The 22,934-nt window shown below is 72.3% G+C and carries 24 protein-coding genes, 1 tRNA gene and 2 pseudogenes; 15 read left to right on the top strand and 12 right to left on the bottom strand.

Annotated features, from left to right (window positions below; genetic code table 11):
* Nucleotides 1-125 precede the first annotated feature (125 nt).
* On the top strand, nucleotides 126-419 hold the full coding sequence (locus HUN59_RS19820) for a DMT family transporter (protein WP_254629922.1): 294 nt from the start codon (nucleotides 126-128) through the stop codon (nucleotides 417-419).
* On the opposite strand, the pseudogene HUN59_RS16940 reads toward HUN59_RS19820, so the two are convergent.
* Together HUN59_RS16940 and HUN59_RS16935 are read right to left on the bottom strand one after the other, a co-directional pair.
* Nucleotides 347-559: pseudogene (locus HUN59_RS16940) on the bottom strand (DMT family transporter); the annotation flags it as partial. The gene HUN59_RS19820 and the pseudogene HUN59_RS16940 sit on opposite strands and share 73 nt — an antisense overlap.
* 1 nt (nucleotide 560) lies before the next feature.
* Nucleotides 561-874, bottom strand: a pseudogene (locus HUN59_RS16935) (DMT family transporter).
* Between the two features lie 100 nt (nucleotides 875-974).
* Here HUN59_RS16935 and HUN59_RS16930 point away from each other — a divergent pair.
* From HUN59_RS16930 to HUN59_RS16915, 4 genes are all read left to right on the top strand, one after another.
* On the top strand, nucleotides 975-1,553 hold the full coding sequence (locus HUN59_RS16930) for a TetR/AcrR family transcriptional regulator (RefSeq protein WP_174779039.1): 579 nt from the start codon (nucleotides 975-977) through the stop codon (nucleotides 1,551-1,553).
* 67 nt (nucleotides 1,554-1,620) lie between these two features.
* Entirely contained in the window at nucleotides 1,621-2,634 is a 1,014-nt protein-coding gene (locus HUN59_RS16925) for a permease (protein ID WP_144803257.1), read from the top strand.
* On the top strand, nucleotides 2,621-3,439 hold the full coding sequence (locus HUN59_RS16920) for a TIGR03943 family putative permease subunit (protein ID WP_174779038.1): 819 nt from the start codon (nucleotides 2,621-2,623) through the stop codon (nucleotides 3,437-3,439). The genes HUN59_RS16925 and HUN59_RS16920 overlap by 14 nt, the downstream gene beginning before the upstream one ends.
* Entirely contained in the window at nucleotides 3,429-4,901 is a 1,473-nt protein-coding gene (locus tag HUN59_RS16915; RefSeq protein WP_174779037.1) for a hypothetical protein, read from the top strand. The genes HUN59_RS16920 and HUN59_RS16915 overlap by 11 nt, the downstream gene beginning before the upstream one ends.
* Before the next feature lie 67 nt (nucleotides 4,902-4,968).
* Here the strand turns inward: HUN59_RS16915 and HUN59_RS16910 are convergent, their stop codons facing one another.
* The 5 genes from HUN59_RS16910 to HUN59_RS16890 form a co-directional block, all read right to left on the bottom strand.
* Nucleotides 4,969-5,928 carry a helix-turn-helix transcriptional regulator gene (locus HUN59_RS16910; protein ID WP_174779036.1) on the bottom strand — a complete coding sequence of 320 codons (960 nt, stop codon included), beginning with the start codon at nucleotides 5,926-5,928 and terminating at the stop codon, nucleotides 4,969-4,971.
* Between the two features lie 179 nt (nucleotides 5,929-6,107).
* A complete protein-coding gene (locus HUN59_RS16905; protein WP_144803250.1) occupies nucleotides 6,108-7,154 on the bottom strand; it encodes an NAD(P)-dependent alcohol dehydrogenase in 1,047 nt (348 codons plus the stop codon).
* A gap of 217 nt (nucleotides 7,155-7,371) precedes the next feature.
* Complete coding sequence (locus tag HUN59_RS16900; protein WP_174779035.1) at nucleotides 7,372-8,460, bottom strand: glycerate kinase family protein; 1,089 nt, start codon at nucleotides 8,458-8,460, stop codon at nucleotides 7,372-7,374.
* Between the two features lie 9 nt (nucleotides 8,461-8,469).
* On the bottom strand, nucleotides 8,470-9,642 hold the full coding sequence (locus HUN59_RS16895) for an FAD-dependent oxidoreductase (protein WP_174779034.1): 1,173 nt from the start codon (nucleotides 9,640-9,642) through the stop codon (nucleotides 8,470-8,472).
* Nucleotides 9,643-9,661: 19 nt separating this feature from the next.
* The gene (locus tag HUN59_RS16890) at nucleotides 9,662-10,342 is read right to left on the bottom strand and encodes an SDR family NAD(P)-dependent oxidoreductase (RefSeq protein ID WP_174779033.1); all 681 of its coding nucleotides are present in this window, start codon (nucleotides 10,340-10,342) and stop codon (nucleotides 9,662-9,664) included.
* Nucleotides 10,343-10,443: 101 nt separating this feature from the next.
* On the opposite strand from HUN59_RS16890, the gene HUN59_RS16885 reads away from it, so the two are divergent.
* Both HUN59_RS16885 and HUN59_RS16880 read left to right on the top strand, forming a co-directional pair.
* Nucleotides 10,444-11,292, top strand: coding sequence for a helix-turn-helix transcriptional regulator (locus HUN59_RS16885; protein ID WP_174779032.1), 849 nt, complete (start codon nucleotides 10,444-10,446; stop codon nucleotides 11,290-11,292).
* Nucleotides 11,293-11,389: 97 nt separating this feature from the next.
* Nucleotides 11,390-12,499: a fatty acid desaturase family protein gene (locus tag HUN59_RS16880; RefSeq protein ID WP_174779031.1), complete on the top strand. Its 1,110-nt coding sequence runs from the start codon at nucleotides 11,390-11,392 to the stop codon at nucleotides 12,497-12,499.
* Between the two features lie 28 nt (nucleotides 12,500-12,527).
* Here HUN59_RS16880 and HUN59_RS16875 read toward each other — a convergent pair whose 3' ends face one another.
* The 3 genes from HUN59_RS16875 to HUN59_RS16865 all read right to left on the bottom strand — a co-directional run bounded on the left by HUN59_RS16875 (nucleotide 12,528) and on the right by HUN59_RS16865 (nucleotide 14,527).
* Entirely contained in the window at nucleotides 12,528-13,043 is a 516-nt protein-coding gene (locus HUN59_RS16875; RefSeq protein ID WP_174779030.1) for a hypothetical protein, read from the bottom strand.
* Nucleotides 13,044-13,088: 45 nt separating this feature from the next.
* On the bottom strand, nucleotides 13,089-13,838 hold the full coding sequence (locus HUN59_RS16870; protein WP_174779029.1) for a hypothetical protein: 750 nt from the start codon (nucleotides 13,836-13,838) through the stop codon (nucleotides 13,089-13,091).
* A gap of 170 nt (nucleotides 13,839-14,008) precedes the next feature.
* Complete coding sequence (locus HUN59_RS16865; protein WP_174779028.1) at nucleotides 14,009-14,527, bottom strand: hypothetical protein; 519 nt, start codon at nucleotides 14,525-14,527, stop codon at nucleotides 14,009-14,011.
* Between the two features lie 241 nt (nucleotides 14,528-14,768).
* Here HUN59_RS16865 and HUN59_RS16860 point away from each other — a divergent pair, with 241 nt between their 5' ends.
* From HUN59_RS16860 to HUN59_RS16835, 6 genes are all read left to right on the top strand, one after another.
* A complete protein-coding gene (locus HUN59_RS16860) occupies nucleotides 14,769-15,131 on the top strand; it encodes a DUF2087 domain-containing protein (protein WP_174779027.1) in 363 nt (120 codons plus the stop codon).
* A 303-nt stretch (nucleotides 15,132-15,434) separates the two neighbouring features.
* A complete protein-coding gene (locus HUN59_RS16855) occupies nucleotides 15,435-15,785 on the top strand; it encodes a PadR family transcriptional regulator (protein ID WP_174779026.1) in 351 nt (116 codons plus the stop codon).
* A 98-nt stretch (nucleotides 15,786-15,883) separates the two neighbouring features.
* Nucleotides 15,884-16,729, top strand: a complete 846-nt coding sequence (locus HUN59_RS16850) for a hypothetical protein (protein ID WP_174779025.1) — start codon at nucleotides 15,884-15,886, stop codon at nucleotides 16,727-16,729.
* Nucleotides 16,726-17,235, top strand: coding sequence for a hypothetical protein (locus HUN59_RS16845; protein WP_174779024.1), 510 nt, complete (start codon nucleotides 16,726-16,728; stop codon nucleotides 17,233-17,235). Before HUN59_RS16850 ends, HUN59_RS16845 begins: the two co-directional genes overlap by 4 nt.
* Before the next feature lie 283 nt (nucleotides 17,236-17,518).
* On the top strand, nucleotides 17,519-17,974 hold the full coding sequence (locus HUN59_RS16840) for a VOC family protein (protein ID WP_174779023.1): 456 nt from the start codon (nucleotides 17,519-17,521) through the stop codon (nucleotides 17,972-17,974).
* Nucleotides 17,975-18,487: 513 nt separating this feature from the next.
* Entirely contained in the window at nucleotides 18,488-18,826 is a 339-nt protein-coding gene (locus HUN59_RS16835) for an ASCH domain-containing protein (RefSeq protein ID WP_174779022.1), read from the top strand.
* A gap of 286 nt (nucleotides 18,827-19,112) precedes the next feature.
* On the opposite strand, the gene HUN59_RS16830 is transcribed toward HUN59_RS16835, so the two are convergent.
* Nucleotides 19,113-19,183: transfer RNA gene (locus HUN59_RS16830), tRNA-Gly, on the bottom strand.
* Between the two features lie 208 nt (nucleotides 19,184-19,391).
* On the opposite strand from HUN59_RS16830, the gene HUN59_RS16825 reads away from it, so the two are divergent.
* Nucleotides 19,392-20,480 (top strand): DUF6177 family protein, encoded by a 1,089-nt coding sequence (locus HUN59_RS16825; protein ID WP_174779021.1) that lies wholly within the window; start codon nucleotides 19,392-19,394, stop codon nucleotides 20,478-20,480.
* Between the two features lies 1 nt (nucleotide 20,481).
* Nucleotides 20,482-20,817 (top strand): hypothetical protein, encoded by a 336-nt coding sequence (locus HUN59_RS16820; RefSeq protein ID WP_174779020.1) that lies wholly within the window; start codon nucleotides 20,482-20,484, stop codon nucleotides 20,815-20,817.
* A gap of 36 nt (nucleotides 20,818-20,853) precedes the next feature.
* On the opposite strand, the gene HUN59_RS16815 is transcribed toward HUN59_RS16820, so the two are convergent.
* On the bottom strand, nucleotides 20,854-22,899 hold the full coding sequence (locus HUN59_RS16815) for a cytochrome c oxidase assembly protein (RefSeq protein ID WP_174779019.1): 2,046 nt from the start codon (nucleotides 22,897-22,899) through the stop codon (nucleotides 20,854-20,856).
* Nucleotides 22,900-22,934 lie beyond the last annotated feature (35 nt).

Genomic DNA, 22,934 nt, shown 5'->3' with positions numbered 1-22,934 from the left:
GCTCCAGGTCTTCGCGCGTGGTCATCCGTCCATACTCGCACGTTCGTGCGAGTCGTGCTACCGTCGATCCGGCAAGAGTCGCACACTCGTGCGACTCAGGACGGGAACGAGGAGAGGAGCGTCCCATGGCCTGGCTGGTCCTGGTGGCGTCCGGCGTGCTCGAGGCGGTGTGGGCCACCGCGCTGAGTGCGTCGAACGGGTTCAAGAAGGTGGTCCCGACGATCGTGTTCGTCGCCGGCATGACGCTGAGCATGGTCGGCCTGGCCTTCGCGATGACGACGATCCCGGCGATGAACAGCAGGCGCAGGACCGTGACGGGCTCCGCCCCGGTGGCCATGCCCCACAGCACGGTGAGCGCGGCGCCGGTGCCCGTCCACACGGCGTACGCGGTGCTGATCGGGATGTGCCGGAGCACGTAGCCGAACGCCACGAGGCTGACGACGATCGTGACGGCGAAGACGGCCGTCGGACCCGGCTGGCTGAAGCCGTCGCTCGCGCCGAGGGCGGTCGCCCAGACGGTCTCGAGCGCGGCGCTGACGAACAGGACGAGCCACGCCACCTCAGCTCACCACCTTGAGGCCGACCACGCAGGCGACCAGACCGAGCACGAGGGCGACCCGGGCCAGCGACGCGGCCTCCTGTCGGCGCAGGATCGCGACGACCACGGTCAGCGCGCGCCGATCCCGACCCAGACGGCGTACGCCGTGCCGACCGGGATCGCCGTCATCGCGAAGGCCAGGCCGACCATGCTCAGCGTCATGCCGGCGACGAACACGATCGTCGGGACCACCTTCTTGAACCCGTTCGACGCACTCAGCGCGGTGGCCCACACCGCCTCGAGCACGCCGGACGCCACCAGGACCAGCCAGGCCATGGGACGCTCCTCTCCTCGTTCCCGTCCTGAGTCGCACGAGTGTGCGACTCTTGCCGGATCGACGGTAGCACGACTCGCACGAACGTGCGAGTATGGACGGATGACCACGCGCGAAGACCTGGAGCAGCGCCGCGTCGACGTGTCCGACGCCGCGTGCCGCGTGCTCGCCCGGGACGGCCTCGGCGCGTTGAGCGTCCGGGGCGTCGCGGCCGAGGCCGGGCTGCCGCCGAGCACCGTCCGGTACGTCTTCCCGACCCAGGCCGCGATGCGCGAGCACGCCATCACGCTCGTGTTCGACCGCACGCGGGAGCGCATCGACGCGATCCCCGCCGGGCTGCCGGACGACGAGACCGCGCGGTGGATCCTGGTCGAGCTCCTGCCGCTCGACGACGAACGCATCGTCGAGCTCGACGTCTACCTGGCGCTCGGGAACGCGGCGCTGACGGACGACGCGCTCCGGCCGGCCCTCGACCGGGTGGTCGCCGAGATGCGCGCCTGGTGCGACCGGATCGTCGCGCTGGTCGGGGTGCCCGAGGACGACCGCGTCGACGAGGCCTGTCGGCTGCACGCCCTCGTGGACGGCCTGGCCGTGCACGTCACGCGTCTGGCCCCGGGGGAGTCCGGCGAGTGGGCGATCGCGCTGCTCGACCGGCACCTGACGGGCCTGCCCACCGCCTGAGACCCGGCACCGCGCGGCACCGCGCGGCTCGGCGGGAGCGGACGTGCTCCTCGCCTATCCTGTCCCGGTGACGAGCGCCCCCACTCGCCCCACCCCGACCCGCACGCTCACCGGCCCCGGCCTGGTGCTCGGTGCCGTCGTGGTGCTGCTCGCCGTGCGCGTCGTGTCGCCGAGCGTCGGGACGACCGGGCTGCCGGACGTCGTGCAGGACTTCCTGACCCTGGCGATCAGCGTCGTGGTCGAGTCGCTGCCGTTCGTCGTGCTCGGCATCGTGCTGTCGATCGTCGTCGAGGTGTGGGTGCCCGTCGGCGTGCTCGAGAAGCTGCTGCCCGAGCGCCCGCTGCCCCGGCGCGCGGTGATCTCGCTCATCGGCATGCTCTTCCCGGTGTGCGAGTGCGGCAACGTCCCGCTGGCCCGCGGGCTCATGCTGCGCGGCTTCACCCCGGCGGAGGCGGTCACGTTCCTGGTCGCGGCACCGATCCTCAACCCCCTCGTCATCATCAGCACCGCGCAGGCGTTCGGGTGGTCCGGCTGGATCCTGGTCGTGCGCATCGTCGGCGGGTTCGTGCTCGCGAACCTGGTCGGGTGGATCGTCGCCGCGCACCGCCGCCCGGCCGAGCTGCTGCTGCCCGCGTTCGAGGCCCGGTGCCGCGCGGCCGTCGGCGCACCGCGGGCCCGGAACCGCTGGCGGGAGAGCGCGGCGCAGTTCGGCGGCGAGACCGCGACGATGATGCCGGCGCTGTTCGTCGGCGCCGGACTCGCCGCGGCGATCCAGGTCGCGGTGCCCCGGTCCACCCTCGTCGCGATCGGGGCGAACCCGGTGCTGTCCGTCGCGGCGATGATGCTCCTCGCCATGACGGTGTCGCTCTGCTCGAACGTCGACGCGTTCTTCGCCCTGTCCTTCGCCTCGACCTTCCTGCCGGGGTCGATCACGGCGTTCCTGCTCATCGGGCCGATCATCGACGTGAAGATGATCGCCCTGCTCCGGACGACCTTCCGGGCGCGCTTCCTGGTGCTGCTCGCCGTCGTCTGCACTCTGTTCACGGCAGCGGTCGGGTTGGTGATGAATGTCCTCGTCTGACAAGGGTCCCGCGTACCTGGGGCTCGGATCGGTGCTCGCGGTCGCACTGTGCACGCTCTGGCTCGCCGCCGTCGGGCACCTCGACCTGTACATCAACCCGCGGTACGACGTCTTCACGATCGTGCTCGCGGCGGTGGCGGTCCCGGCCGCGGTCGCGGGACTCGTGGTGGTCGCGCGCGGCCACGGGCACCGGCACGACGACGGGGCCGACGACGACCACGGCGACCACCACGACGGGCACGGCGGCCACGGCGCGTCCACCGCGCCGACCCGCCGCCGGGTCCTCGGCCGGGTGCTCGGCGGTGCGGCGGCGCTCGTCACCGTCGGGGTCACGGTCGCGATGCTCGTGCTGCCGCCGGCGACCCTGTCGGCCCGGACGGCGCAGCAGCGGAGCGTGGACACCCCGACGCTTTCGAACGCCACCGGGACTCAGGACGTCGCGCTCCTCGGCAGCGCCGGCGTCGACACCTCGCAGTACGGCGTGAAGGACTGGGCCGCGGTGATCCGCCAGACCACGGACACCTCGTCGCTCGTCGGCAAGCCCGTGCGGCTCACCGGGTTCGTGGTCCCCGGCGCCGACGGCACGTTCACCCTCACGCGCTTCGTGATCAGCTGCTGCGCCGTCGACGCCCAGCCCGTCGGACTCGGGGTCGTCACCGACGGCACCGTGCCGGACGCCGACCAGTGGGTCCGGGTCGAGGGCAAGCTCGCGGCGAACCCCGACCCGTCGGCCGACGCACGCATCGTGATCCGGGCCGCGAGCGTCACCCGGATCGCCCAGCCGTCGGACCCGTATGAGTACTGACCGCCCCCCGCAGCTGCGCCGCCGGCCGCGGGACCGGTTCCGCCGCCGGCTCGTCGCGTCGCTGACGGTCTTCGTGCTCGTCGGCGCCGTGGCCGCGGTGATCGGCGCGCAGCAGGGCCCGCGGCTGCGCGACGTCACCTACGACCCGAGCGGGCTGGTGTCCCGGCCGGCGCAACGGGTGATCCTGACCGCGAACCAGGCGCTGCAGCGCGTGTCCGCCGGAGACGTGACGGTGACCCCGGCGGCCGCGCACACGGTGACCTCGAGCGGCAACACCATCGCCGTCGAGTTCGCCGGGCCGCTCGCCTACGACCGGTCGTACGAGATCGCGGTGACCGGCGTGCGGGCACCCGGGCAGCCCGCGACGTCGGAGCTCCGGACGACGATCCGGACGGGCAGCACCGACGTGCTCGCGCTCGTCCCGGCCACGAGCCGCACGAGCGGGACGAGCGGGACGAGCGGCACGAGCGGGACGAGCGGCACCGCAGGGAGCGCCGACAAGGACCGCATCGTCCGCCGGTCCCTCGACGCCGGCGGTGCGACGACCGTCTACCAGGCCGCAGACATCACCGAGTACGCCCGGCTCGGCCGCTCCCTGGTGGTCGTGAGCGGCACCGACGGCCGGTCCGCCGTCGACATCGTCTCGCTCGCGGGCGGCGTGCAGGACCCCTCCGCGCCCGTCGAGCACCTCACGCTGCCCACAGCCGAGGGCCGCGTCACCGCCCTGCACGTCGCCGACGACGGCGCGTCCTTCGGGTTCGAGTACGCGGACACCACGACCGGGCAGTCCCGGGACGTCGGCCTGTACGTCGTGGACATGACCGGCACGCACCTGCCGACCGCCGTCGCCGCGGACGGCAAGCCCACCGCCGGCGCCGTCCCGATGACCGTCGCGCAGTGGGCCTACGTGCCGCGGACCGAGCGGGCCCTCGTCCGGACCGGTTCGGACGACCTCGTGCTCGTCGACGTCAGCGGGCAGACCGACCCCGTGCGGCTCGGGAGCGCCACCTACCTGCACGGCTTCGTGGGCACCGGGACGACGGCCGTGGTCGAGACGGGCACCGGGGTCGTCCGCCTCGACCTCACGGACGGGAAGCGCACGCCCCTGGCCGCCCCGCCGGGGAGCACCGACGCCGCCTACCTCGGGCGGATCGCCCAGCTCGACGACGACACCTACGTGCGGGTGGTGGGCGACGTGCGTCCGGACGGGACCCTCGCCCAGCGGATCCTGCGCGTGGACGCGAGCCGAGCCTCCCGGCTGCCCGTCGTCGTGCCCGCGGACGCGAGCATCACCGCGGTCTGCCCGTCGCCGAACGGGCAGTTCCTCGCCGTCGCGACGAAGTCGGCGACGAGCGACCTGGTGAGCATCGTCGACGCGTCCTCCGGGGCGCTCGAGGCGAGCATCGACGCGGCCTCGGTCGACTGGTGCGGCGCGCTGCCCTCCGGCGACGAGATCAGCTGACACGCGGTGCGCGCAGCACCAGCAGCGCCGCGCAACACCGGCAGCCCGCAGCGCAGCAGCCAGCGCGTCAGCGCCGCAGGGTCTGCTTCGGGTACTCCCCGAACCGCCGCAGGTACTCACCCGAGAACCGGCCCATGTGCGTGAACCCCCACTGCACCGCGACGTCCGCGACCGACACCGTGCCCGGCTCGGACCGCAGCAGGTCGTCGTGGGCGCGGCGCAGCCGGACCTCGCGCAGGTACTCCATCGGCGTGCGCTCGAGCACCCGCTGGAAGGACTCCTGCAGCCCGCGGACGCTCAGGTCCGCCGCCCGTGCGATGTCCGACACCGTGAGCGGCTCGTGCGCGCGGGAGTGGATCGTCTCGACGGCCGCGCGGACACGGACGTTCCGGTGCTCGCCCCAGCCGACCGGGGCCGTCTCGCCGTGGAAGCGGTACAGGTCGAGCAGGGCGCGGACGACGTCGCGCTGCGCCTCGTGCCAGGCGAGCGACTCGGCACCCTCGTCGCGCAGCGCCCGCACCGAACCGCCGACGGCCGTCCGCCAGCGGTCCACCGAGGCGGCGTCCGGCGGGGTGAAGCGGTCGAACGCGAGCGTGCCGTCGACCAGGTACCGCTCCGACGCGACGTCGAGCACCAGGTCGCGGTCCAGGTGCACGAGCCGCTGGTCCCAGTCGCGGTACTCCATGTCGAAGCGCTGCTCGATCGGGAAGAGCGTCGGGACACCCAGCTGCATCCGGACCGCGTTGCGCCCCACGTCGACGGTCGCGGACCCCGAGTCGATCCACTGCACGACGACCTGCCCCTCGACGGCGACGTCGCCGCGCAGGGAGCCGTGCATCTGGGAGCGCCGGATGCTCATCCGGTCGTCGCCGATCGCGACGTAGCGGTACCAGTAGTCGTCGTCGACGTGCGACGAGTGCCAGGACTTGCCGGCGTACATGCCCGCGAGGTCGGCGATCGCCGCGTCGGTGTCCGTACCGGACACCGACACCAGGGACCGGGGTCCCTCGTTCGCCGTGGAGGTCATCGGCCCAGCCTCCCCCGCGTGCCCGGACCGTGCAGCGTGTCGCGTGGGTCGGACTCGTCGGTCGCGTTCCGCGGACAAGCCGCGTGCGCCGGACAGGCGGGATGACGGACGGGAGGCGCGGGGCACCGCGCCTCCCGTCCGCCTTCGGGTCGCGTCGCGGACGCGACCCGTCCCGCTGACTAGGCCAGCGTCGCGGTGTCGATCACGAAGCGGTACCGGACGTCCGAGGAGAGCACGCGCTCGTAGGCCTCGTTGATCTGGTCCGCCGAGATGAGCTCGGTCTCCGGCAGGATGCCGTGCTCGGCGCAGAAGTCGAGCATCTCCTGGGTCTCGCGGATGCCGCCGATGGCCGAGCCCGCCCAGCTGAGGCGACGCGGGATCAGGGCGAAGGCGGGGACCTCGAGCGGCTCGGACGGGGCGCCGACGTTGACCATCGTGCCGTCGACCTTGAGCAGGCTCAGGTACGCGCCGACCGGGATCTTCGCCGAGACCGTGTTGATGATGAGGTCGAACGAGCCGCGGAGCTCCTCGAACGTCTTCGGGTCCTTCGTCGCGAAGTGAGCGACCGCGCCGAAGCGGAGCGAGTCCTCCTGCTTCGAGGTGGTCTGCGACAGGACGGTGACCTCGGCGCCGAGGGCCGACGCGATCTTCACGCCCATGTGGCCGAGACCGCCGAGGCCGACGATCGCGACCTTCTTGCCGGGGCCGGCACCCCAGTGGTGCAGCGGCGAGTACAGGGTGATGCCCGCGCACAGCAGCGGGGCGACGCGCTCGATGTCGAGCGACTCCGGGACGCGGAGGACGAAGTCCTCGTTCACGACGACGGCCTCGGAGTAGCCGCCCTGGGTGATCGATCCGTCGGCGGGGTCGACGCCCGCGTAGGTCTGGATGTTGCCCTTCAGGCAGTACTGCTCCTCGCCGGCGACGCAGTTCTCGCACTCGCCGCAGGAGTTCACCATGCAGCCGACCCCGACACGGTCGCCGACCCGGTGCTTGGTGACGTCGCTGCCGACGGCGGAGACGTGGCCGACGATCTCGTGGCCGACGACCTGCGGGTACTGGATCTCACCCCACTCGCCGCGGACGGTGTGGATGTCCGAGTGGCAGATGCCGGCGTAGGCGATGTCGATCTCGACGTCGTTCGGGCCGAGGTCACGGCGGGTGATGGTGGTCTTGACGAGCGGCTCGGTGGCCGACGGTGCCGCGTACGCGTTGACGGTGCGCATTGGTCTCCTCGTGGTGGTGCTTCGCGGGCCGGGTGCGGCCCGCCCACCAGTGTGGTCCCGCGTCCTGGGGACAGGGGGGTTGCGATGGGGTCCCCCTCTCAGGAGCGGGCGGGCGTGTCCCCGGGCCGGGTTCAGGTGCGGGTGCCGTGTGCCCATGCCGCTCGGCGCCCTGCACTGGGCGCTCTGCGCCTGGCGCGCGGCGCTCTTCGCTCCGCGCTCAGCCGACGAGCCGCGCGAGCCGCTGCCCCGCCACCGTCGCGAACCGCAGCGGGTCCCGCAGGGCGTCGTCCGGCTCGCCGGTCGTCTGCGTCGCGAGCACCACGAGCGAGGCCGCGGCCGTGAAGGCGTCGAGCGGAGCGTCCACCTCGCCGGCCACGAGCAGCGCGGTGGCGGCGGGAGCGTGCGCGTCCCGGAGCGCCAGCACGACCGACGGCACCTTGCCCGCCGCGCTCTGCTCGTCGAAGCGGCCCTCGCCGGTGACCACCACGTCGGCCCCGCCGAGCAGTCCGGGCAACCCGAGCAGGTCCGCGACCGCACGGGCTCCGGGGACGAGCGTCGCACCCCAGGCGAGCAGCCCGAAGCCCACGCCGCCGGCCGCTCCGGCCCCGGGGGTCGTCGGGTCGACCGCGGGGAACCGGGCGGCCCACTCCGCCAGCCGGGCGTCCACCGCGCCGATCCGGTCGGCGGGCAGGCCCTTCTGCGGGCCGAAGACGGCGGCGGCGCCGGTGGGTCCGAGCAGCGGCGACACGACGTCGGTGAGCACGACGACCCCACCAGGGGGCAGCGGCCGGAGACCGCCGGCGGCGGCGCTCGCCGCGCCGTCCGCGCCGCCCACGTCGCCCGCGTCGCCCGCGTCCAGCCCCAGCGCCTCGAGCACCGGTCGCCCGCCGTCGGTCGAGGCACTCCCGCCGATCCCGAGCACGAGCCCGGTCGCACCGGCGTCCAGCGCCGCGGCGATCGCCTCGCCGAAGCCGCGGCTCGTCGCCGTCTCCGGCCGCAGCACGCCGCCGAGGAGCGGCAGTCCGCTCGTCGCCGCGAGCTCGACGACCGCCCGACCGTCCGGCAGCTGCAGCCAGTGGGTGCCGACCGGCTGGCCGTCCGGCCCGGTCACCCGGACCGGCACCCGTTCGGCGTCCGGGTACGCGACGGCGAACGCGTCGAGCGTGCCCTCGCCCCCGTCGGCCATCGGCACGAGCACCAGGTCGTCGTCGGGACGCTCGGTCAGCCAGCCGTCACGTACCGCCCCCGCGACGTCGACCGCGGTCGCGGTGCCCTTCAGGGAGTCCGGAGCGATGACGACGCGCACCCGACCACGCTAGCGGGATCCGAGCGCGAAGCGGGGGTGCGGCGCCCCACCGGTCGCCAGGTCCGCCACCAGCTCGCCGAGCAGCGGCGCGAACTTGAACCCGTGCCCGGAGAACCCGGTCGCGACCGTCAGCGGGCCGCGTCGGTCGATCACGAAGTCCTCGTCGGGGGTGGTGTCGTACAGGCAGCTGATGAACGTCGGTCGGCTCGCGTCGACCCCGGGGACGTACCGCGCCACGTAGGCCTGCAGGCGTGCCGCCTCGTCCGGTCGAGGGGCGAAGTCCCGGTCGTCCGGGTCGACGACCGGTCCCGTCCCGTGGAACCCGACCTTGACGCCCTCGCCCGGGGTGAGCAGGCCGTACACGTCGTCGCCGTCGGCCCAGTGCACGAAGCTCGGCCAGGCGTCGTCCGGCCGCTGGCTGGGGAAGTGGGCGGGCTGCTCCTGGGTGACGCGGACGGCCGGGAGGCGCGCCCCGCGTCCGGCGAGCACCGTGCCGACCAGCGTGGGGGCCCACGACCCGGTGGCCGCGACCACGGACCGGCTGCGGATCGTCCGTGGTGCGTGGGAACCCGGTCCGCCGCCGTCGAGGGTCAGGGTGAGCTCGTCGCCGTGGTCCTCGACCTGCGTGACCCGCGTGCCGAACCGGAACTCGGCGAGGCCGGTCCGCTCGGCGAGCCGCAGGAAGGTCTCGATCGCGACCGCCGACCGGATCCGGCCCGCCGTCGCGTGGGCGAGGACGTGCCCCTCGAACGCGATCCCCGGCCAGCGTGCCGCGGCGTCAGCGGGGGAGAGGCGCTCGTGCGGGATGCCTCCGTCCGCCAGCGCGGCGGCGATCGCGTCGACGACCTCGGGACGCCCGTGGTCGACCGCACCGGTCCGGTCGAGCAGCGTCGCGCCCGACTCCCGCTCCAGCGCGTCCCAGAGCGCGAGCGCCCGGGTCGTCAGCGCGACGTACTCCGGGTCGGTGTAGCCCTGCCGGAAGATCCGGGTCGCCCCGTGCGACGATCCCCGGTCGTGGCCGCGGGCGTGCTGCTCGACGAGCAGGACGCGCTCGCCGCGGGCCGTCAGCGCCCACGCCGTCGCGACGCCGACGACCCCGCCGCCGATCACGACGTGCGTGGTGGGGTGCGGGGTCGCGGTGCTCACGGGGTCGGTGCTCGCGGACTCGGGCGTGCTGCTCATGCGCCGAGGGTAACCGTGCTCAGTAGGCGATGCGGCCGTTCCGGTCGTGGAACTCGCCCGTGGGGCCGTCGGGACCGACCGTCGCGAGCGCGACCGTCGCGTCGGTGCCCTCGGTGACGGTCTGGTGGCCGCCGAACCCGTTGAACGCCGTCGCCGTGTACCCGGGGTCGCTCGCGTTCACGCGGAACTCCGGCAGGTTCTTGGCGTACTGCACCGTGAGCGCGATCAGGGCCGCCTTCGACGCCGCGTACGGCACGGCCGCGACCGGGTACTCGTCGTGCCCGGGGGTCGTCAGCCACCGCGTGAACCCGACGCCCGACGCGACGTTGACGATCACCGGGGCGTCCGACCGCCGGAGCATCGGGAGCGCGGCCTGCGTGACCCGGACGACCCCGGTGACGTTCGTGTCGAGCACCTCGGCCATCGCGGCGGCGTCCAGGTCGTCCACCCCGGACGCGGAACCGAGCACGCCGGCGTTGTTCACGAGGACATCGAGCTCGGGGACCTCGGCGAGTGCCCGGTCGACGCTCGCCTGGTCCGTCACGTCGAACTGGACGACGTGCGCGCCGAGCGCCCGGACGTCGTCGGCCCGGTCGGGGTCGCGCACCCCGGCGTACACGGTGTGGCCGGCTTCGAGCAGGCGGCGGGTGGTCTCGAGACCGAGGCTGCGGTTCGCCCCGGTGATCAGTGTCGTGGTCATGCCCCGAGCCTGCTCCTCGGTCCTCGCGCGTCCCAGGCCCTGCGCGACGGTGGGACCAGCGGTACCAGGACCACGGTCGGGATCGGCGGCATGATCGACCCGTGGACGAGTTCGCGAACGTGCTGCGTGCCTGGCGGGACCGGGTCCGACCGGAGGAGGTCGGACTCCCCGCCGGGTCGGGCCGACGGACGCCGGGACTCCGACGCGAGGAGCTCGCGGCGCTCGCCGGGGTGAGCGTCGACTACGTCGTCCGCCTCGAGCAGGGCCGTGCGACGAACCCGTCGCCGCAGCTGCTCGGTGCCCTGGCCACCGCCCTCCGCCTGAGCCGCGAGGAGCGCGACCACCTGCACCGTGTCGCGGGCGCCGCCACACCGTCGCGCGGGGTCGTCCCGCGGCACGTCACCCCCGGGGTGCAGCGGATCGTCGACCGGCTCGGCGACGTGCCGCTCGCGGTCTTCACGGCGGCGCACGACATCATCCTGTGGAACCCGCTCTGGGCCGCGATCGACGGCGACCCGACCCGGCGGACCGGTCCGGAGCAGAACCTCGTGTGGCGGCACTTCACCCGGGGACACGAGGGCGTGGAGTGGGACGCCGAGCACGACGAGGCGTTCTCGAGCGACCTCGTCGCCGACCTGCGGCAGGCCCTCGGCCGCTACCCCGCCGACCGCGGGCTCGCCGACCTCGTCGCGGCCCTGCGCCGGACCTCGCCGGAGTTCGAGCGCCGCTGGGACACCGGCCGGGTCGCGCAACACCGGACGAGCCGCAAGGTGGTGCACACCCCGGTCGGCCCGATCACCGTGGACTGCGACGTGCTCACCGTGCCGGACAGCGACCTGCGCATCGTCGTGTTCACCGCGGTGCCCGGATCGCCGGACGCAGCCGCGCTCGACCTGCTCGCCGTGACCGGGCTCCAGGACTTCCCGGACAGGGGCGCCCGAACGGTGTAGGCGAACACACATCTGCGCGACCTACGGTTCGGGGAAGCGCGAACGCGTGTACTCCCGGACCGGTCGAAGGACCGCTCACCACGAAGAGATCGGTCCGATGACGACGATCCCGCTCGCCCCCGGCTTCACCCGCACCCGTCCCGGGAACGGCGGCCGCACCGGCACCTCCACCTACTCGGCGCTGCTCGCGCAGGTCAAGGACCACGGTCTCCTGCGACGCCGCACCGGCTTCTACTGGTCGCTGTTCGGCGGCCTCGTCGCCACCCTCGTGCTCGCGTGGGTCGCGTTCTCGTTCCTCGGCGACTCGTGGTTCCAGCTGATCGTCGCGGGGGTGCTCGGCGTGCTGTTCACGCAGTTCGCCTTCCTGTCGCACGAGGCCGCGCACCGCCAGGTGTTCGCGTCGCAGAAGTGGAACGACCACGCGGGCCGCTGGGTCGGCACCTTCCTGGTGGGCTTGAGCTACTCGTGGTGGATGAACAAGCACACCCGTCACCACGGCAACCCGAACACCGTCGGCAAGGACCCGGACATCGAGCCGGACGGCATCCGCTTCCTGCCCGAGGACGCCGCCGCGGCGAAGGGACCGTTCATGCGCACCTTCCTGCGCTTCCAGGGCTGGCTGTTCTTCCCGCTGCTGACGCTCGAGGGCGTGAACCTGCACCGGCACGCGGTGGCCTCCGTCGTCCGTGGCGCCGGTGGTCGTCCGGACACGAAGGGCCGCGTGCTCGAGGGCACGCTGCTCGTGGCGCGGTTCGCGGTCTACCTGACGGTGGTGTTCTGGTTCCTGCCGTTCGGGATGGCGTGCGCGTTCCTCGGCGTGCAGTTGGCCGTGTTCGGCGTGATGATGGGCGCCTCGTTCGCGCCGAACCACAAGGGCATGCCGACGATCGCGCACGACGCCAAGGTCGACTTCTTCTCCCGCCAGGTCCGCACCTCCCGCAACATCCGCGGCGGCTGGTGGGTGTCGTTCCTGATGGGCGGCCTGAACTTCCAGGTAGAGCACCACCTGTTCCCCTCGATGCCCCGGCCGGCGCTCCGGCAGGCGCGGCTGCTCGTGCGGGACCACTGCGACACTCTGGACGTGCCCTACACCGAGACGACGCTGCTGCGCTCGTACGGGATCGTGGTGCGCTACCTCAACCGCGTCGGTCTGACCGCCCGCGACCCCTTCGCGTGCCCGATGGTCGCGCAGCTCCGCATCCACTGACCCGGCCAGCCTCGACGGGAGCCCCGGCTCACGACCCCGGCGTCAGCCGGTAGACCAGCCCCGCGGTGTCGTCCGTGACGTACAGGCTGCCGTCCGGGCCGGGCAGGGCGTCCACCGACCGGCCCCACCGCGACCCGTCGTCGTCCTGGAACCCCTCGACGATCGTGCGCGGCCGGCCGAGGCTGTGCGCGGTGTCGTCCCAGGCGCTGTACGAGACCGACGGTGGCCGCGGTGGCTTCCGGTTCCACGACCCGTGCGTCGTGACGAGTGCCCCGTCCGCGTACGCCGCGGGCAGGGCGCTCCCGCGGGTGAACACGAACCCGACCGGGGCGCTGTGCGCGGGGAGCCCGACCATCGTCGGGGTGACGGTGGCGCAGTCGAGGGCCTTGCCGTCGGCGTTGTTCGCGGGGTCGTCGACGTACCCCATGTCGAGCAGGTCGGGCTTCCCGCGGGAGTCCGGCTGGCAGAACGGCCACCCGAGCTCGGCCCCCGCCGTGATCCGCGTCACCTGGTCGTCCGGGTGCTCGTTCACGTACGCCTGCACGCGCTGCCCGTAGTGCCCGCTGCCGTCGTGGAACGGGTACGGCTGCTAGTCGGCCTGGTTCACGGCGGCGAAGAGCGTGCCGTCCGGCGCGTGCGCGAGCCCCTCGCCGTTCCGGACCCCGGTGGCCAGCAGCGTGTCCCCGGTCCCGTCGAGCCGCACCTGCCGGATCACCGCGCGGTCGGGGTGGTCGCGGCGGTCGGCGCCGTCGCTGTTCGACGCGGAGCCGATGTCGTAGGCCACCACACCGTCCCGCACCGCGACGAACTTGCCGCCGTGCCCGCCCGTCGGCAGCCCGTCGACCAGGACCCGGTGGTCGCCGAGCGCGCCGTCGTCGTACCGCCAGGTCTCGATGCGGGTCGCCTCGCCGAGCACCACGACGGTCCGGCCGTCGTGCTCCGTCACTGCGACGCCCTGCGGGTCGTCCAGTCCGGTCGCGAGCCGGTGCACGGTCGGCGCCCGGTCCCCGCCGCGCGGCTCGAGGCGCAGCAGCTCCCCCTCGGAGCCGGTGGTCAGGAGCATGCTGCCGTCGGGGAGCCACGCGGCCATCCGCGCACCGGGGGCGTCCGCCCAGACCTCGGCGCGCCAGCCGTCGGGCACGCGCAGGGAGCGCCCCGCAGCGCGCCCGGCGTGCGCGCCGTCCGCGACGGTCAGCCGCACGGTGTGCAGTCCGGGCGCCGGGTTCCCGGTCGTCGCCGCGGCCGCGGAGGGCGCCGACTCGGGTGGTGCGGACGTGCACGACGCGATGCCCACCACGACGAGCGCCGCCGCGGCGGCGCTGCCCAGGACCCTGCTCATCCGTTCCACAGCGGCAGGCTAGGCCGGGTTCGTCGCGGCCGGCACGCGAGTGCGCCAGCTGGACGGCCGTCTGCCGGACGCGCCCACGGGACGGACGGGAGGCACGGGGCGGGCTCGCCACGGGCCTCCTGTCCGGTGGGTCGCCGGCTCTGGAGCGGAGCGCTGCGCGCTCAGATCGCGGCGGCGACCGACCAGAACTCGGGACCCGGCTTGCTGATGAGGCGCTGGTCCGCGAACGACCCGTCGGCGAACGTGAGGCGCGCGACCGGAACCCCGCCCTGCGCGGTCTTCCCGGTGTCGACGATCGACGCGACCTGCGCCCGCGGGATCGTCACGAGGTGCTCCGCGGGGAGCTGATTGCCCGTCATCCCGAGGTCCCACATCGACAGGGACTGCTCGCTGATGACCATCAGGTAGGGGCCGGCCTCGTTCGGCAGGGTGCGGGCGGTGGAGCCCTCCTCGCCGCCGGTGTGCTGCGACCGCGAGACGGCCGTCTCGACCGCCGAGGTGACGAGGTTCATGAGCCGGCCGTCGACGCCGACGCCGCCACCGCCCCGCTTGAAGCCGCTCGGGACCACCTGGCTGTGGACGAGCACGCGGTCGCCGTCCGGGAGCAACCGGCCGATCTCGGACGCGACGTCGATCGCCGGGCCGGTGAAGAGCGCCTTGTACTTGTCCATCAGTCCCATGGGTCCTGCTCTCGTCGGGGAGTGCGCCGGTCGCGCTCCGTCGGCAAGAACCGTAGTGGCGGGGGATTTCTGTGGGGAAGCGCTTACATTTGTGGGGCCACGGTCTCGTTCTCCGGAAGGCGGGGTCGGCCGGGGGGTCTGCGTCCGTCGCTATCCTCGATGGCACGCGACCGACGAGGGAGGACTCGATTTGGGCATCCAACATGCGCTTCGGCGTGCACGGCAGGTCGTCGCAGCGACGATGAACCCGACGATCCCGATGTCCGGCTTCGACTGGGTCGGTCCGGACGGAACCGTCGACGAGGGGGCGCTGTCGGAGACCAGGCAAGCGATCGAGCTCCTGCTGACCGACCGTGCCGTCCTGCACGTCGGACGGATCAGCGCGCTACCGACGGAGGCGAGCAAGCGCCAGGAGCTCTCGAACGCGATCGTGCGGACGGTGTTCGATCGGCTCCCCGCCCGGCGGAGCGTGCCCGAGGAAGCGCTGAACGCTGCACTCGCGATGTTCGCCGAGGACGTGGCACTGGTCCGCCGCGATGCGGTCGATGCGGGGGTGCTCAGCCGGTCGCCGGACGGTGCCGCGTACCGTCTCGTGTCGGAGTGAGCGACGCTGTCGCTGCACCCACCTGCGCTCCGAGCCCGGCGGCAAGCACGTGAGCGTCCTCGAGCGGCAGCCACCAACAGGTCCAGCTGACGGCTTCTCCGTCGTCTGAACGGAAGCGTTCACCCGCCCGCCAACGCTCCGCGATGTCCGCGTCCGGCAGCGCGATGAGGAAGAAGTGGCGCACTGCGATCTCATTCCGGAGGGGCGAAGATCGTACCGCTGCGGGGCTGCCTCACCGTTCTGCCGGACCGCTGTGATCATTCTCGTCGTGGACTACTCCCACAATGGGAATATGCTCGCAGCGTGAGCACACCTGAACTCCGCGAGCCAGCCTTCTGGGTCCTGACCACGCTCGCTCGTGGGCGGGCGCACGGCTACGGGATCATCCAGTCCGTCGCCGAACTCTCCGCCGGCAACGTCGCGCTCGCCGTGACGACGCTCTACAAGACCCTGGAGCGACTCGAGTCGGACGGTCTCGTGGAGGGAGCCGGAGACGAGGTCATCGGCGGGCGTCTCCGGCGCTACTACGCGCTCACCTCGGCAGGGACGCGACGTCTGGAGGACGAGACCGACCGGCTCGCCCTCAAGGTACGAGCACTCGAAGCCGGACTCCGCCGACCGTCCGTCGCACCCGGTCGGGCGTTCGGAGCATGACCAGCGCGCTGGAGCGCCGGTACCGTCGCCTCCTCGGGTGGTACCCCCGTTCGTGGCGAGCCGTCCACGGTGAAGCCTTCGTGGGAACCCTCCTCGACGTGGCGGACGGAGAGGACCGCACGCATCCGACCCGCCAGGAACAGTGGGCGATCGCGGGTCACGGCATCGAGGCGCGCCTCGACCGCATCGTCCTCCCGGAGGTCCGGAACGCCGCCAGCACCGCCGCGCTCGCGATGGGGGCCGGCCTCGGGCTGGCCGAGTTCGTCTTCACGAGTTGGTCGCCGTGGATCCACAGCAATCCGGCTCCGGGACTGATGGTCCAGATCGGACCGTTCCGTGACACCGGCTTCGTGTACGCCGCGCTCTGGGGTGTCGCGCTCTCCGCGGCTCTGGCCGGGCGGTGGGCGGTCGGGAGGGCAACACTGCTCATCCTGGTGCTGCTCGCCACTGTGTCGCCGTACTTCCTCGCCTCCCCGACCGGCGTGTGGAGCGTCGACCGAGCGACACTGTTCCTGCTCAGCACGTGTGCCGTCGTCGCAGCCCTCGGACGACCACACCGGTCGCACCACACCGCCGCAGCGGCGGTCGGCTGGGCCCTGCTCGGCGCGCTCAGCTACGTCTCGACGAGCCACCTCAGCGAGTGGCTCTCCAGCCGATCGATCTGGAACGGGAACCTCTACGCCTGGTACGCGACCGGCGTCCTCGAGCTCGCAGCGATCGGGCTGGCGCTCGCACGCTACTGGCGAGCTGCCTTCACGATCGTGCTGAGCCTGGCGCCCTACGTCGGGGCGCTCAGCTTCAACAGGCTCCGCGGCTACGTCGGTGACAGTGGCTCCGTGACCTTCCTCGCGGTACCGCTCCTGGTCGGCTTGCTCCTCCTGGTCCTGCACAGCTCCGGACGTCTGGAACTCCCCCCGGCGCCGAGCAGGCGGACCTCCCCGTGACGGAAAAGAACGAGAGATCCACCGCTCACGACGCCGAGCAGGAACGGTCGCTCGTGTTCCGTGAACGCCACCGTGCGCCGAGTTGGATCGTGCTCCTCGGGACCATCGTCGCTGTCGGGAGTGCTGCTGCGCTCGCCGCCTCCGTGCCGTCGATGCCCGGCCGGTCCGTTGCCGACGCGAGCATGCTGGTCACTGTACTGAGCATCGGCACCCTGATCGGACTGGCCGCGGCGACCCAATCGCTCGTGATCACGGTGCGGGAAGGCAGGCTCGTGGTGTGGCTGACGCCCTTCTTCCGGAAGGCGGTTCCGACCGTGCAGATCACCTCGGTCAGTGAGACGGTCATCGCCCCGGTGACGTACGGCGGTGTCGGTGTCCGTCGCGCACCGGGGAAGCCACCGGCAGTGTTCCAGCGCGGCGGGACTGCTGCGGAACTCAGGATGCGGGACGGCTCGACGCTCATCCTCGAGTGCGACGACGTCGTCGGTCTCGCAGCGGCTGTCTGATGAGGACTCAGCAGGACCTGCGCAGTGTCTGCTGAACACCGGTCGGTGTCGTCGTCGTCGCAGTCGCCCAGGGAAACGCTTGACGAGGATCACCCGGTCCCCTTGCATCCTCATCGAGCGATCGATCGGTGCGCGGCCGTCGGTGAGGGGTGCCCGCGAGCGCGAGGCATCGGTGACGGGCGTCGACTGACAAGTCAACCGCGGTCCGGCATCGGCTCGGTAGCCGATCGGCCCTCGAAGCCCTGCTCCTCCAGGCCGGCCTGTCGGACCGGATACTGATGTCATGGCATCACCGCTCGTCTCCGACGTTGCTCATTCTGGCCTCACCGTGGCCGACCTCGATGACGCGTTGGAGCTCTGGTGCGCAGGTCTCGGCTTCACGCTCGAGCGCACCTTCACGCTCGACGCGGACGTCACTGCGGCGACCACCGGTGTCCAGGAAGCGGTGATCCGCGCCGCCACGGTGACCCTGGGACCCCACCGGATCGAGCTGCTGCAGTACGACCCACCCCGGACGCCCGAGTCCGCCGGCTCACCTGCAATGCTCGGCACGGTGCACATCGCGCTCACGGTCGCGGACATCGACCGGGCGCTCGAGCTCTGCGCTGCATACGGCTGGAGACCGGTCGGGGCGCCCCACCGGATGACCGAAGGTGCACGAGCCGGCACACGCATCATCTACCTCGAGGGTGTGCTCGGCGGATTCCTCGAACTGATCGCGCCGCCACAGCTCCGGTAGCCCGCGTCGGCCAACCGGTTGATCGTTTAGTTCTCGATGACTTCACTGCCGATCGGACTGGCAGGGAACTCCATCAGGTGCCGAACAGGCCGAGTGCTCCTGAGATGGCGACCCCCAGACCCATGACGATCCCCACCGTGCTCCCGACGATCACGGCCAGCCGCTGATCCTTGTCCATCCCCATGGCCCGAGCGTAGGAGTGTCCGTCGCCGATCGTCCACCAAGGCAGGGTGTGTCTGACGACGCAGCTACTCGGCGAAGCACGTGACCGTCGTGTCGGCGAGCAGGCAGCATGAAACGCGGGCCCACTTGACGGCTGCTGACCCGCAAGGAGCACCCGATCAACTTCTTCAACGCCAAGCGCCCGGTCACCGTCATCGTCCTCGGGGTGGTCTTCGCGGCATGTGGGATCTTCTACGGTCTGTCGCCATCCGAATCGGGTGTGCGGCCTCCTCAGCAGATCATCACCGGCACCTCGATCGACGCACTCAGCCGCTACGGCAGAGTGGGTGCATGGTCAGCGCAGCACCCAACACGATCCACTTCCATCGCAAGCACCACAAGGCAGTGATGTCCGGCGAGAAGGTCACCACCGTCCGGTGGAACGAGGACGTACCGGTGGGAGCAGCCGTGTTCATCTTCGATGAACACCCGACGGCAGGACCGGTCCCCGGCACCGTGATCGCCGTGCACCGATACCGGCTCGACAGCCTCACTGCCGAACAAGCCCACCAGCCTCCTGAGACTGACATGCAGCTCTTCGCGCAGCAGCTGCGCGAGAACTACTACCCGGATATGCCTTCCGACGCTGTGGTCGAGGTCGCCGAGCTCGCGATTGAGGCGTCCCGATAGCCGATCCTCAACAGGCGGCCGTCCACCCAGCGGCGCGGTGCCGCTACCGCCACCAGGCATCCGGGACCGGCTGTCGCACATAGGTGGTCCGCAAGCTCTCGCGAAGAAGGGACGCCATCCGAACAGGCGTCGCCGCTCGCCGAGAGCGCGATCGCTCCGGTGCCCGATCGTCTCCGGGGCGACGCCGAGAACAGGCCGACGACAGCCGACACGCGGACGTCGCTCCCAGAGGAGTGAAGAAGCAGAGAGGACAGGAGACGCCCGAGAAGCGCCAGATCCCACAGAGAGCGAGTGACGGGAATCGAACCCGCGCTACCAGCTTGGGAAGCTGGAGTTCTACCATTGAACTACACTCGCGCATCCCGCCGAGCGGGACGAAGCAAGCCTAGCGGATTCCACGCTGGATGCCAGCCGAGCACCCGGCCGCGCGTCGCGCGGCGGACCCGCCCCGTGCCTCCAGGCCGTTCGTTGGGTCTCCCCTGTGAGGTGCCCCACCTGACGGACAGGTGTCGTCGCCGTGTGTACCGTCCAGGTGGATCGAGCCCCCGACGCGAGGAGGACCCGGATGGTCAGGCATCCCCTCATCGACGACGTGGTCGGCCCCGCCATCGTGGTCCGGTCCGCCTCGCCGGTGGTCTGGTTGACCGAGTCGCTGGCCGCCCTCCTGCGCCGCGCCGCCGAGTCCGGACGCACGGTCGTGCTCCGCACCGGACGGGAGGCAGCACTCACCCCCGCCCTGCGGCACGCGCTGGGCGCGCACCACGCCGCGTGGGCGGTGGACGAGGCCGACGGATCGCTGCGGGACGGGCGGACGGGGGTCGCCGCCTCCGGCGTCGAGGACTTCGTCGAGCACGGGCCCGAGTTGGTCGGCCCGCCGTCGCCGGCACATCCCGAGGTCGCCGACTCGGTCCGGCAGATCAGCATCGACCTGACGCTCCGCCACCACGCGGACCGCGCGGTCGACATCGGCACCGCGATCGAGGCGCTCTGCGGCACCGTCGGCACCTGTCCGACGCACTGGGGCACGAGCGAGCCGCTCACGGTGCCGTGGGACCGCTGGGTCGTGACGCAGTACGCCAAGCACGAGGCACCCGGGGTGTCGACGTCGTACGCGGTCGGCAACGGGTTCTCGGCGACGATGACCGCGCACCTGGTGGACGGCGTGGTCGTGGAGACGATGTCGGCGGTGCTGACGATCCCGGAGGACGGCGCGGACCCGGCGCTCGCGTCGAAGCTCCTGGACGCGGTGCACCGGGTGGCGGACGAGGTCGAGCCCGTGTTCGGCGTGGTCATGCAGCGACGCGGGGACGCGGATCACCTGGTCCGGGCGGTCTCGCACGGCGAGCCGTCGCCCCTCGCGGTCGTGGTGGGTGCCGAGGCCACGGCGTTCCTGGACCGCGACGCCGTCTGGCCGCCCCCGCGCACGACGACGTCGGTGTTCGGCGGCGGGGGACTGGTCGTGCGGTTCGACGACGGGTGGGAGGCGCTCGAGGCGTTCCTGGACCGGATCGACGAGGACCGCTTCCTGCAGCTCGTCGGCGGGGCGCCCCTCGACCCCGCGCACGACGACGGTGCCCTCGACGGACACGACCGCGGCGAGCACGCCGGGTCGCAGCGCACCGGTGGACAGCGGGGCGGTCAGGGTGCCGCGTGACGTGACGCTCCTCTGCCGCGGGCCGGTGGAGACCCGTGACGTGGCCGAGGCGCTGCTCCTGCACGACGAGACGTGGGGGGTACGGGCGCTCGACGACGGCCCCGTGCTGCAAATCTGCCGGGACGCGGCGACGCCGGTGATCACGGTGCTCGGTGTCCGGCGCGTGGACTCCCTGGACGAGGTGCGGCGGATCCTGCCGGACGCCCCGTCGCTGTCGACGCCGCTGTGGTGGGTCGACACGGTGACGCCGATCGGCGCCGCGGGGGAGCCCGGTGTCGCGGCCGCACTCGAGGCGTCGATGGACCTCGACGCGTTCTGCATCGTCCACGGCGATTAGCGCCGCGCGTCTGCCGCCTGGATGGTCCCGGGTCGGTCAGTCGCGGTCGTGCATGGCGGCGAGCCGCTCGTTGTACGCCTTGAGGTCGGCGTCACCGTCGCGGTCGGCCTTGCGGTCGAGGCGCTTGGCGTCCCGCTTGTCCGTCCGCACCCAGTTCCGCACGACGAGCAGCGCGACGAACACCATCGGCAGCTCGGAGGCGCCCCAGGCGATTCCGCCGCCGGTGTGCTGGTCGGCGAGCAGTGCGGCGTCGTTCGTCTGTCCGAGCGCGTGGAACCAGTCGATCGCGAACACCGACTGCGAGGTCATCACGGCGACGCCGAAGAACGCGTGGAAGGCCAGCGTCGCGAGCAGCGCGATGATGAGGATCGGGTAGGCCGGACGCTTCGGGCCCGGGTCGACGCCGACGAAGACCCAGAAGAACAGGTAGCCGCTGAACACGAAGTGCACGACCATCGCGACGTGCCACTCGTGGGACTGCATGGCGTACTGGTACGCCGGCGTGAAGTAGAACACCACGAGGGACCCGGCGAAGATCACCCCGGCGACGGCGGGCTTCGCGAGGAACTGCATGTACCGCGAGTGCGTGAAGAGCATGAGCCACTCGCGGGCGCCGCGGGAGCCGTCGTTCCGGACCGGGAGCGTGCGGAGGGCGAGCAGCACCGGACCGCCGAGCACGAGCGGCAGCGGCACGAACATCATCAGCAGCATGTGCTGGACCATGTGCGACGAGAAGTGGATCATCCCGTAGACCGCGGGGCCCGCCGAGGTGGTCCAGATGAACAGCGCGCAGCCGAGCAGCCACGCGATGGTCCGGCCGACGGGCCAGGAATCACCGCGCTGCTTGAGCTTCCGGACGGCGAGCAGGTACCAGCCGGCCCCGACGACGGCGAGCGCGAGCCACACCCAGTCGATGTGCCACTGGGTCAGGTACGTGTGCAGGGTCTGCGCCGGCGGGTACGGGAACCCGATGAGCCCGGAGCGGGTGTCCTCGCCGGTCTCCGGCGTCTGCGGGATCGGCGGCTGCGAGCGGGAGACGGCGACCGAGACGCCGATGGCGACCGCCATGAAGACGATCTCGGCCAGGGCGAAGCGGACGAACAGTCGACGGTCGAGGGGGTCGCGGAGGAGCCCCGGCACGAGCTTCCGACGCTGCACGACCCCGGCGAGTCCGAGCAGCACGAGCACGGTGGCCTTCACGGTGATGAGCCAGCCGTACGTCGTCGTGACGAGGTCGAGCGGGCCGGTCAGCCGGAGCGAGGCGTTCACGATGCCCGAGAACGCCACGGCCGCGAACGCCCAGCCCGCGAGCGTGGAGTACCGGGCGACGACGCGTCCGGTGGCGCCCTTGGTCCGGGAGCGCAGGACGACCACGGCGACGAGCCCGCCGGCCCAGACGCACACGGCGACCAGGTGCACCGCCAGCGAGTTCACGGCGTTCGCGTGCTCGAGCGACCCGGCCGCGTGACCGGACAGGGCGAGGGGCAGGAGCGCGAAGAGCTCGAGGACCGTGGCGACGGCGAGCGTCGTGGCCCGGGTCGCGAACGCCGCGACGACCGTGGCGGCCAGGACGGCCACGGCGGACACCACGAGGGCCTGGCCGATCTCGACCTGGAACGCGAACAGCAGGAAGTTCCGTGCGAACACCGGGCTGGTGAGCGGCACGCCGAGGGTGTTCGCACCGGTGAGCACGATCCCGACCACGGCGGCGAGGAACCACACGGCCCCGGCCGACGCCGCCCAGCGCGCGGCGCGGTGCTGCACGCTCGACATCGCGCCGTGGTCCTGCTTCTTGGCGGGGAGCGCGAACGCCGCCACGACGAGCAGACCGATCGTCAGGGCGGCCGTGGTGTCGTGCACCACGCGGGCGACCGGCAGGCCGTACTCGACGAGCTCACCCGCCGAGACGAGCTGCTGCCCGGCGGTGAACGCACCGGTGACGGTCATGCCGAGCACGGCGCACGCGACGGCGAGCGGGATCGCGATGACGAGGACCGTCGCGACGGTGGAGTTCCGGCTGGCGACGGGGGCGGGGTCCGGTGCCGTGTCCCCGGGCTGCGTGGCGGCTGACGTGACGGTCATGACCGTCCAATGGTAGGTCGCCCACCTGACACCCG

It is taken from the genome of Curtobacterium sp. Csp2, assembly GCF_013347165.1.
This window is presented reverse-complemented; position numbering and strand designations above follow the sequence as displayed.

Bases quoted from the DNA above. Each gene is read 5' to 3' on its own strand.
- HUN59_RS19820 (WP_254629922.1), top strand. From the start codon at position 126: ATGGCCTGGCTGGTCCTGGTGGCGTCCGGCGTGCTCGAGGCGGTGTGG.
- HUN59_RS16930 (WP_174779039.1), top strand. From the start codon at position 975: ATGACCACGCGCGAAGACCTGGAGCAGCGCCGCGTCGACGTGTCCGAC.
- HUN59_RS16920 (WP_174779038.1), top strand. From the start codon at position 2,621: ATGTCCTCGTCTGACAAGGGTCCCGCGTACCTGGGGCTCGGATCGGTG.
- HUN59_RS16915 (WP_174779037.1), top strand. From the start codon at position 3,429: ATGAGTACTGACCGCCCCCCGCAGCTGCGCCGCCGGCCGCGGGACCGG.
- HUN59_RS16910 (WP_174779036.1), bottom strand. From the start codon at position 5,928: ATGACCTCCACGGCGAACGAGGGACCCCGGTCCCTGGTGTCGGTGTCC.
- HUN59_RS16905 (WP_144803250.1), bottom strand. From the start codon at position 7,154: ATGCGCACCGTCAACGCGTACGCGGCACCGTCGGCCACCGAGCCGCTC.
- HUN59_RS16895 (WP_174779034.1), bottom strand. From the start codon at position 9,642: ATGAGCAGCACGCCCGAGTCCGCGAGCACCGACCCCGTGAGCACCGCG.
- HUN59_RS16890 (WP_174779033.1), bottom strand. From the start codon at position 10,342: ATGACCACGACACTGATCACCGGGGCGAACCGCAGCCTCGGTCTCGAG.
- HUN59_RS16880 (WP_174779031.1), top strand. From the start codon at position 11,390: ATGACGACGATCCCGCTCGCCCCCGGCTTCACCCGCACCCGTCCCGGG.
- HUN59_RS16870 (WP_174779029.1), bottom strand. From the start codon at position 13,838: ATGAGCAGGGTCCTGGGCAGCGCCGCCGCGGCGGCGCTCGTCGTGGTG.
- HUN59_RS16865 (WP_174779028.1), bottom strand. From the start codon at position 14,527: ATGGGACTGATGGACAAGTACAAGGCGCTCTTCACCGGCCCGGCGATC.
- HUN59_RS16860 (WP_174779027.1), top strand. From the start codon at position 14,769: ATGAACCCGACGATCCCGATGTCCGGCTTCGACTGGGTCGGTCCGGAC.
- HUN59_RS16840 (WP_174779023.1), top strand. From the start codon at position 17,519: ATGGCATCACCGCTCGTCTCCGACGTTGCTCATTCTGGCCTCACCGTG.
- HUN59_RS16835 (WP_174779022.1), top strand. From the start codon at position 18,488: ATGGTCAGCGCAGCACCCAACACGATCCACTTCCATCGCAAGCACCAC.
- HUN59_RS16825 (WP_174779021.1), top strand. From the start codon at position 19,392: ATGGTCAGGCATCCCCTCATCGACGACGTGGTCGGCCCCGCCATCGTG.
- HUN59_RS16815 (WP_174779019.1), bottom strand. From the start codon at position 22,899: ATGACCGTCACGTCAGCCGCCACGCAGCCCGGGGACACGGCACCGGAC.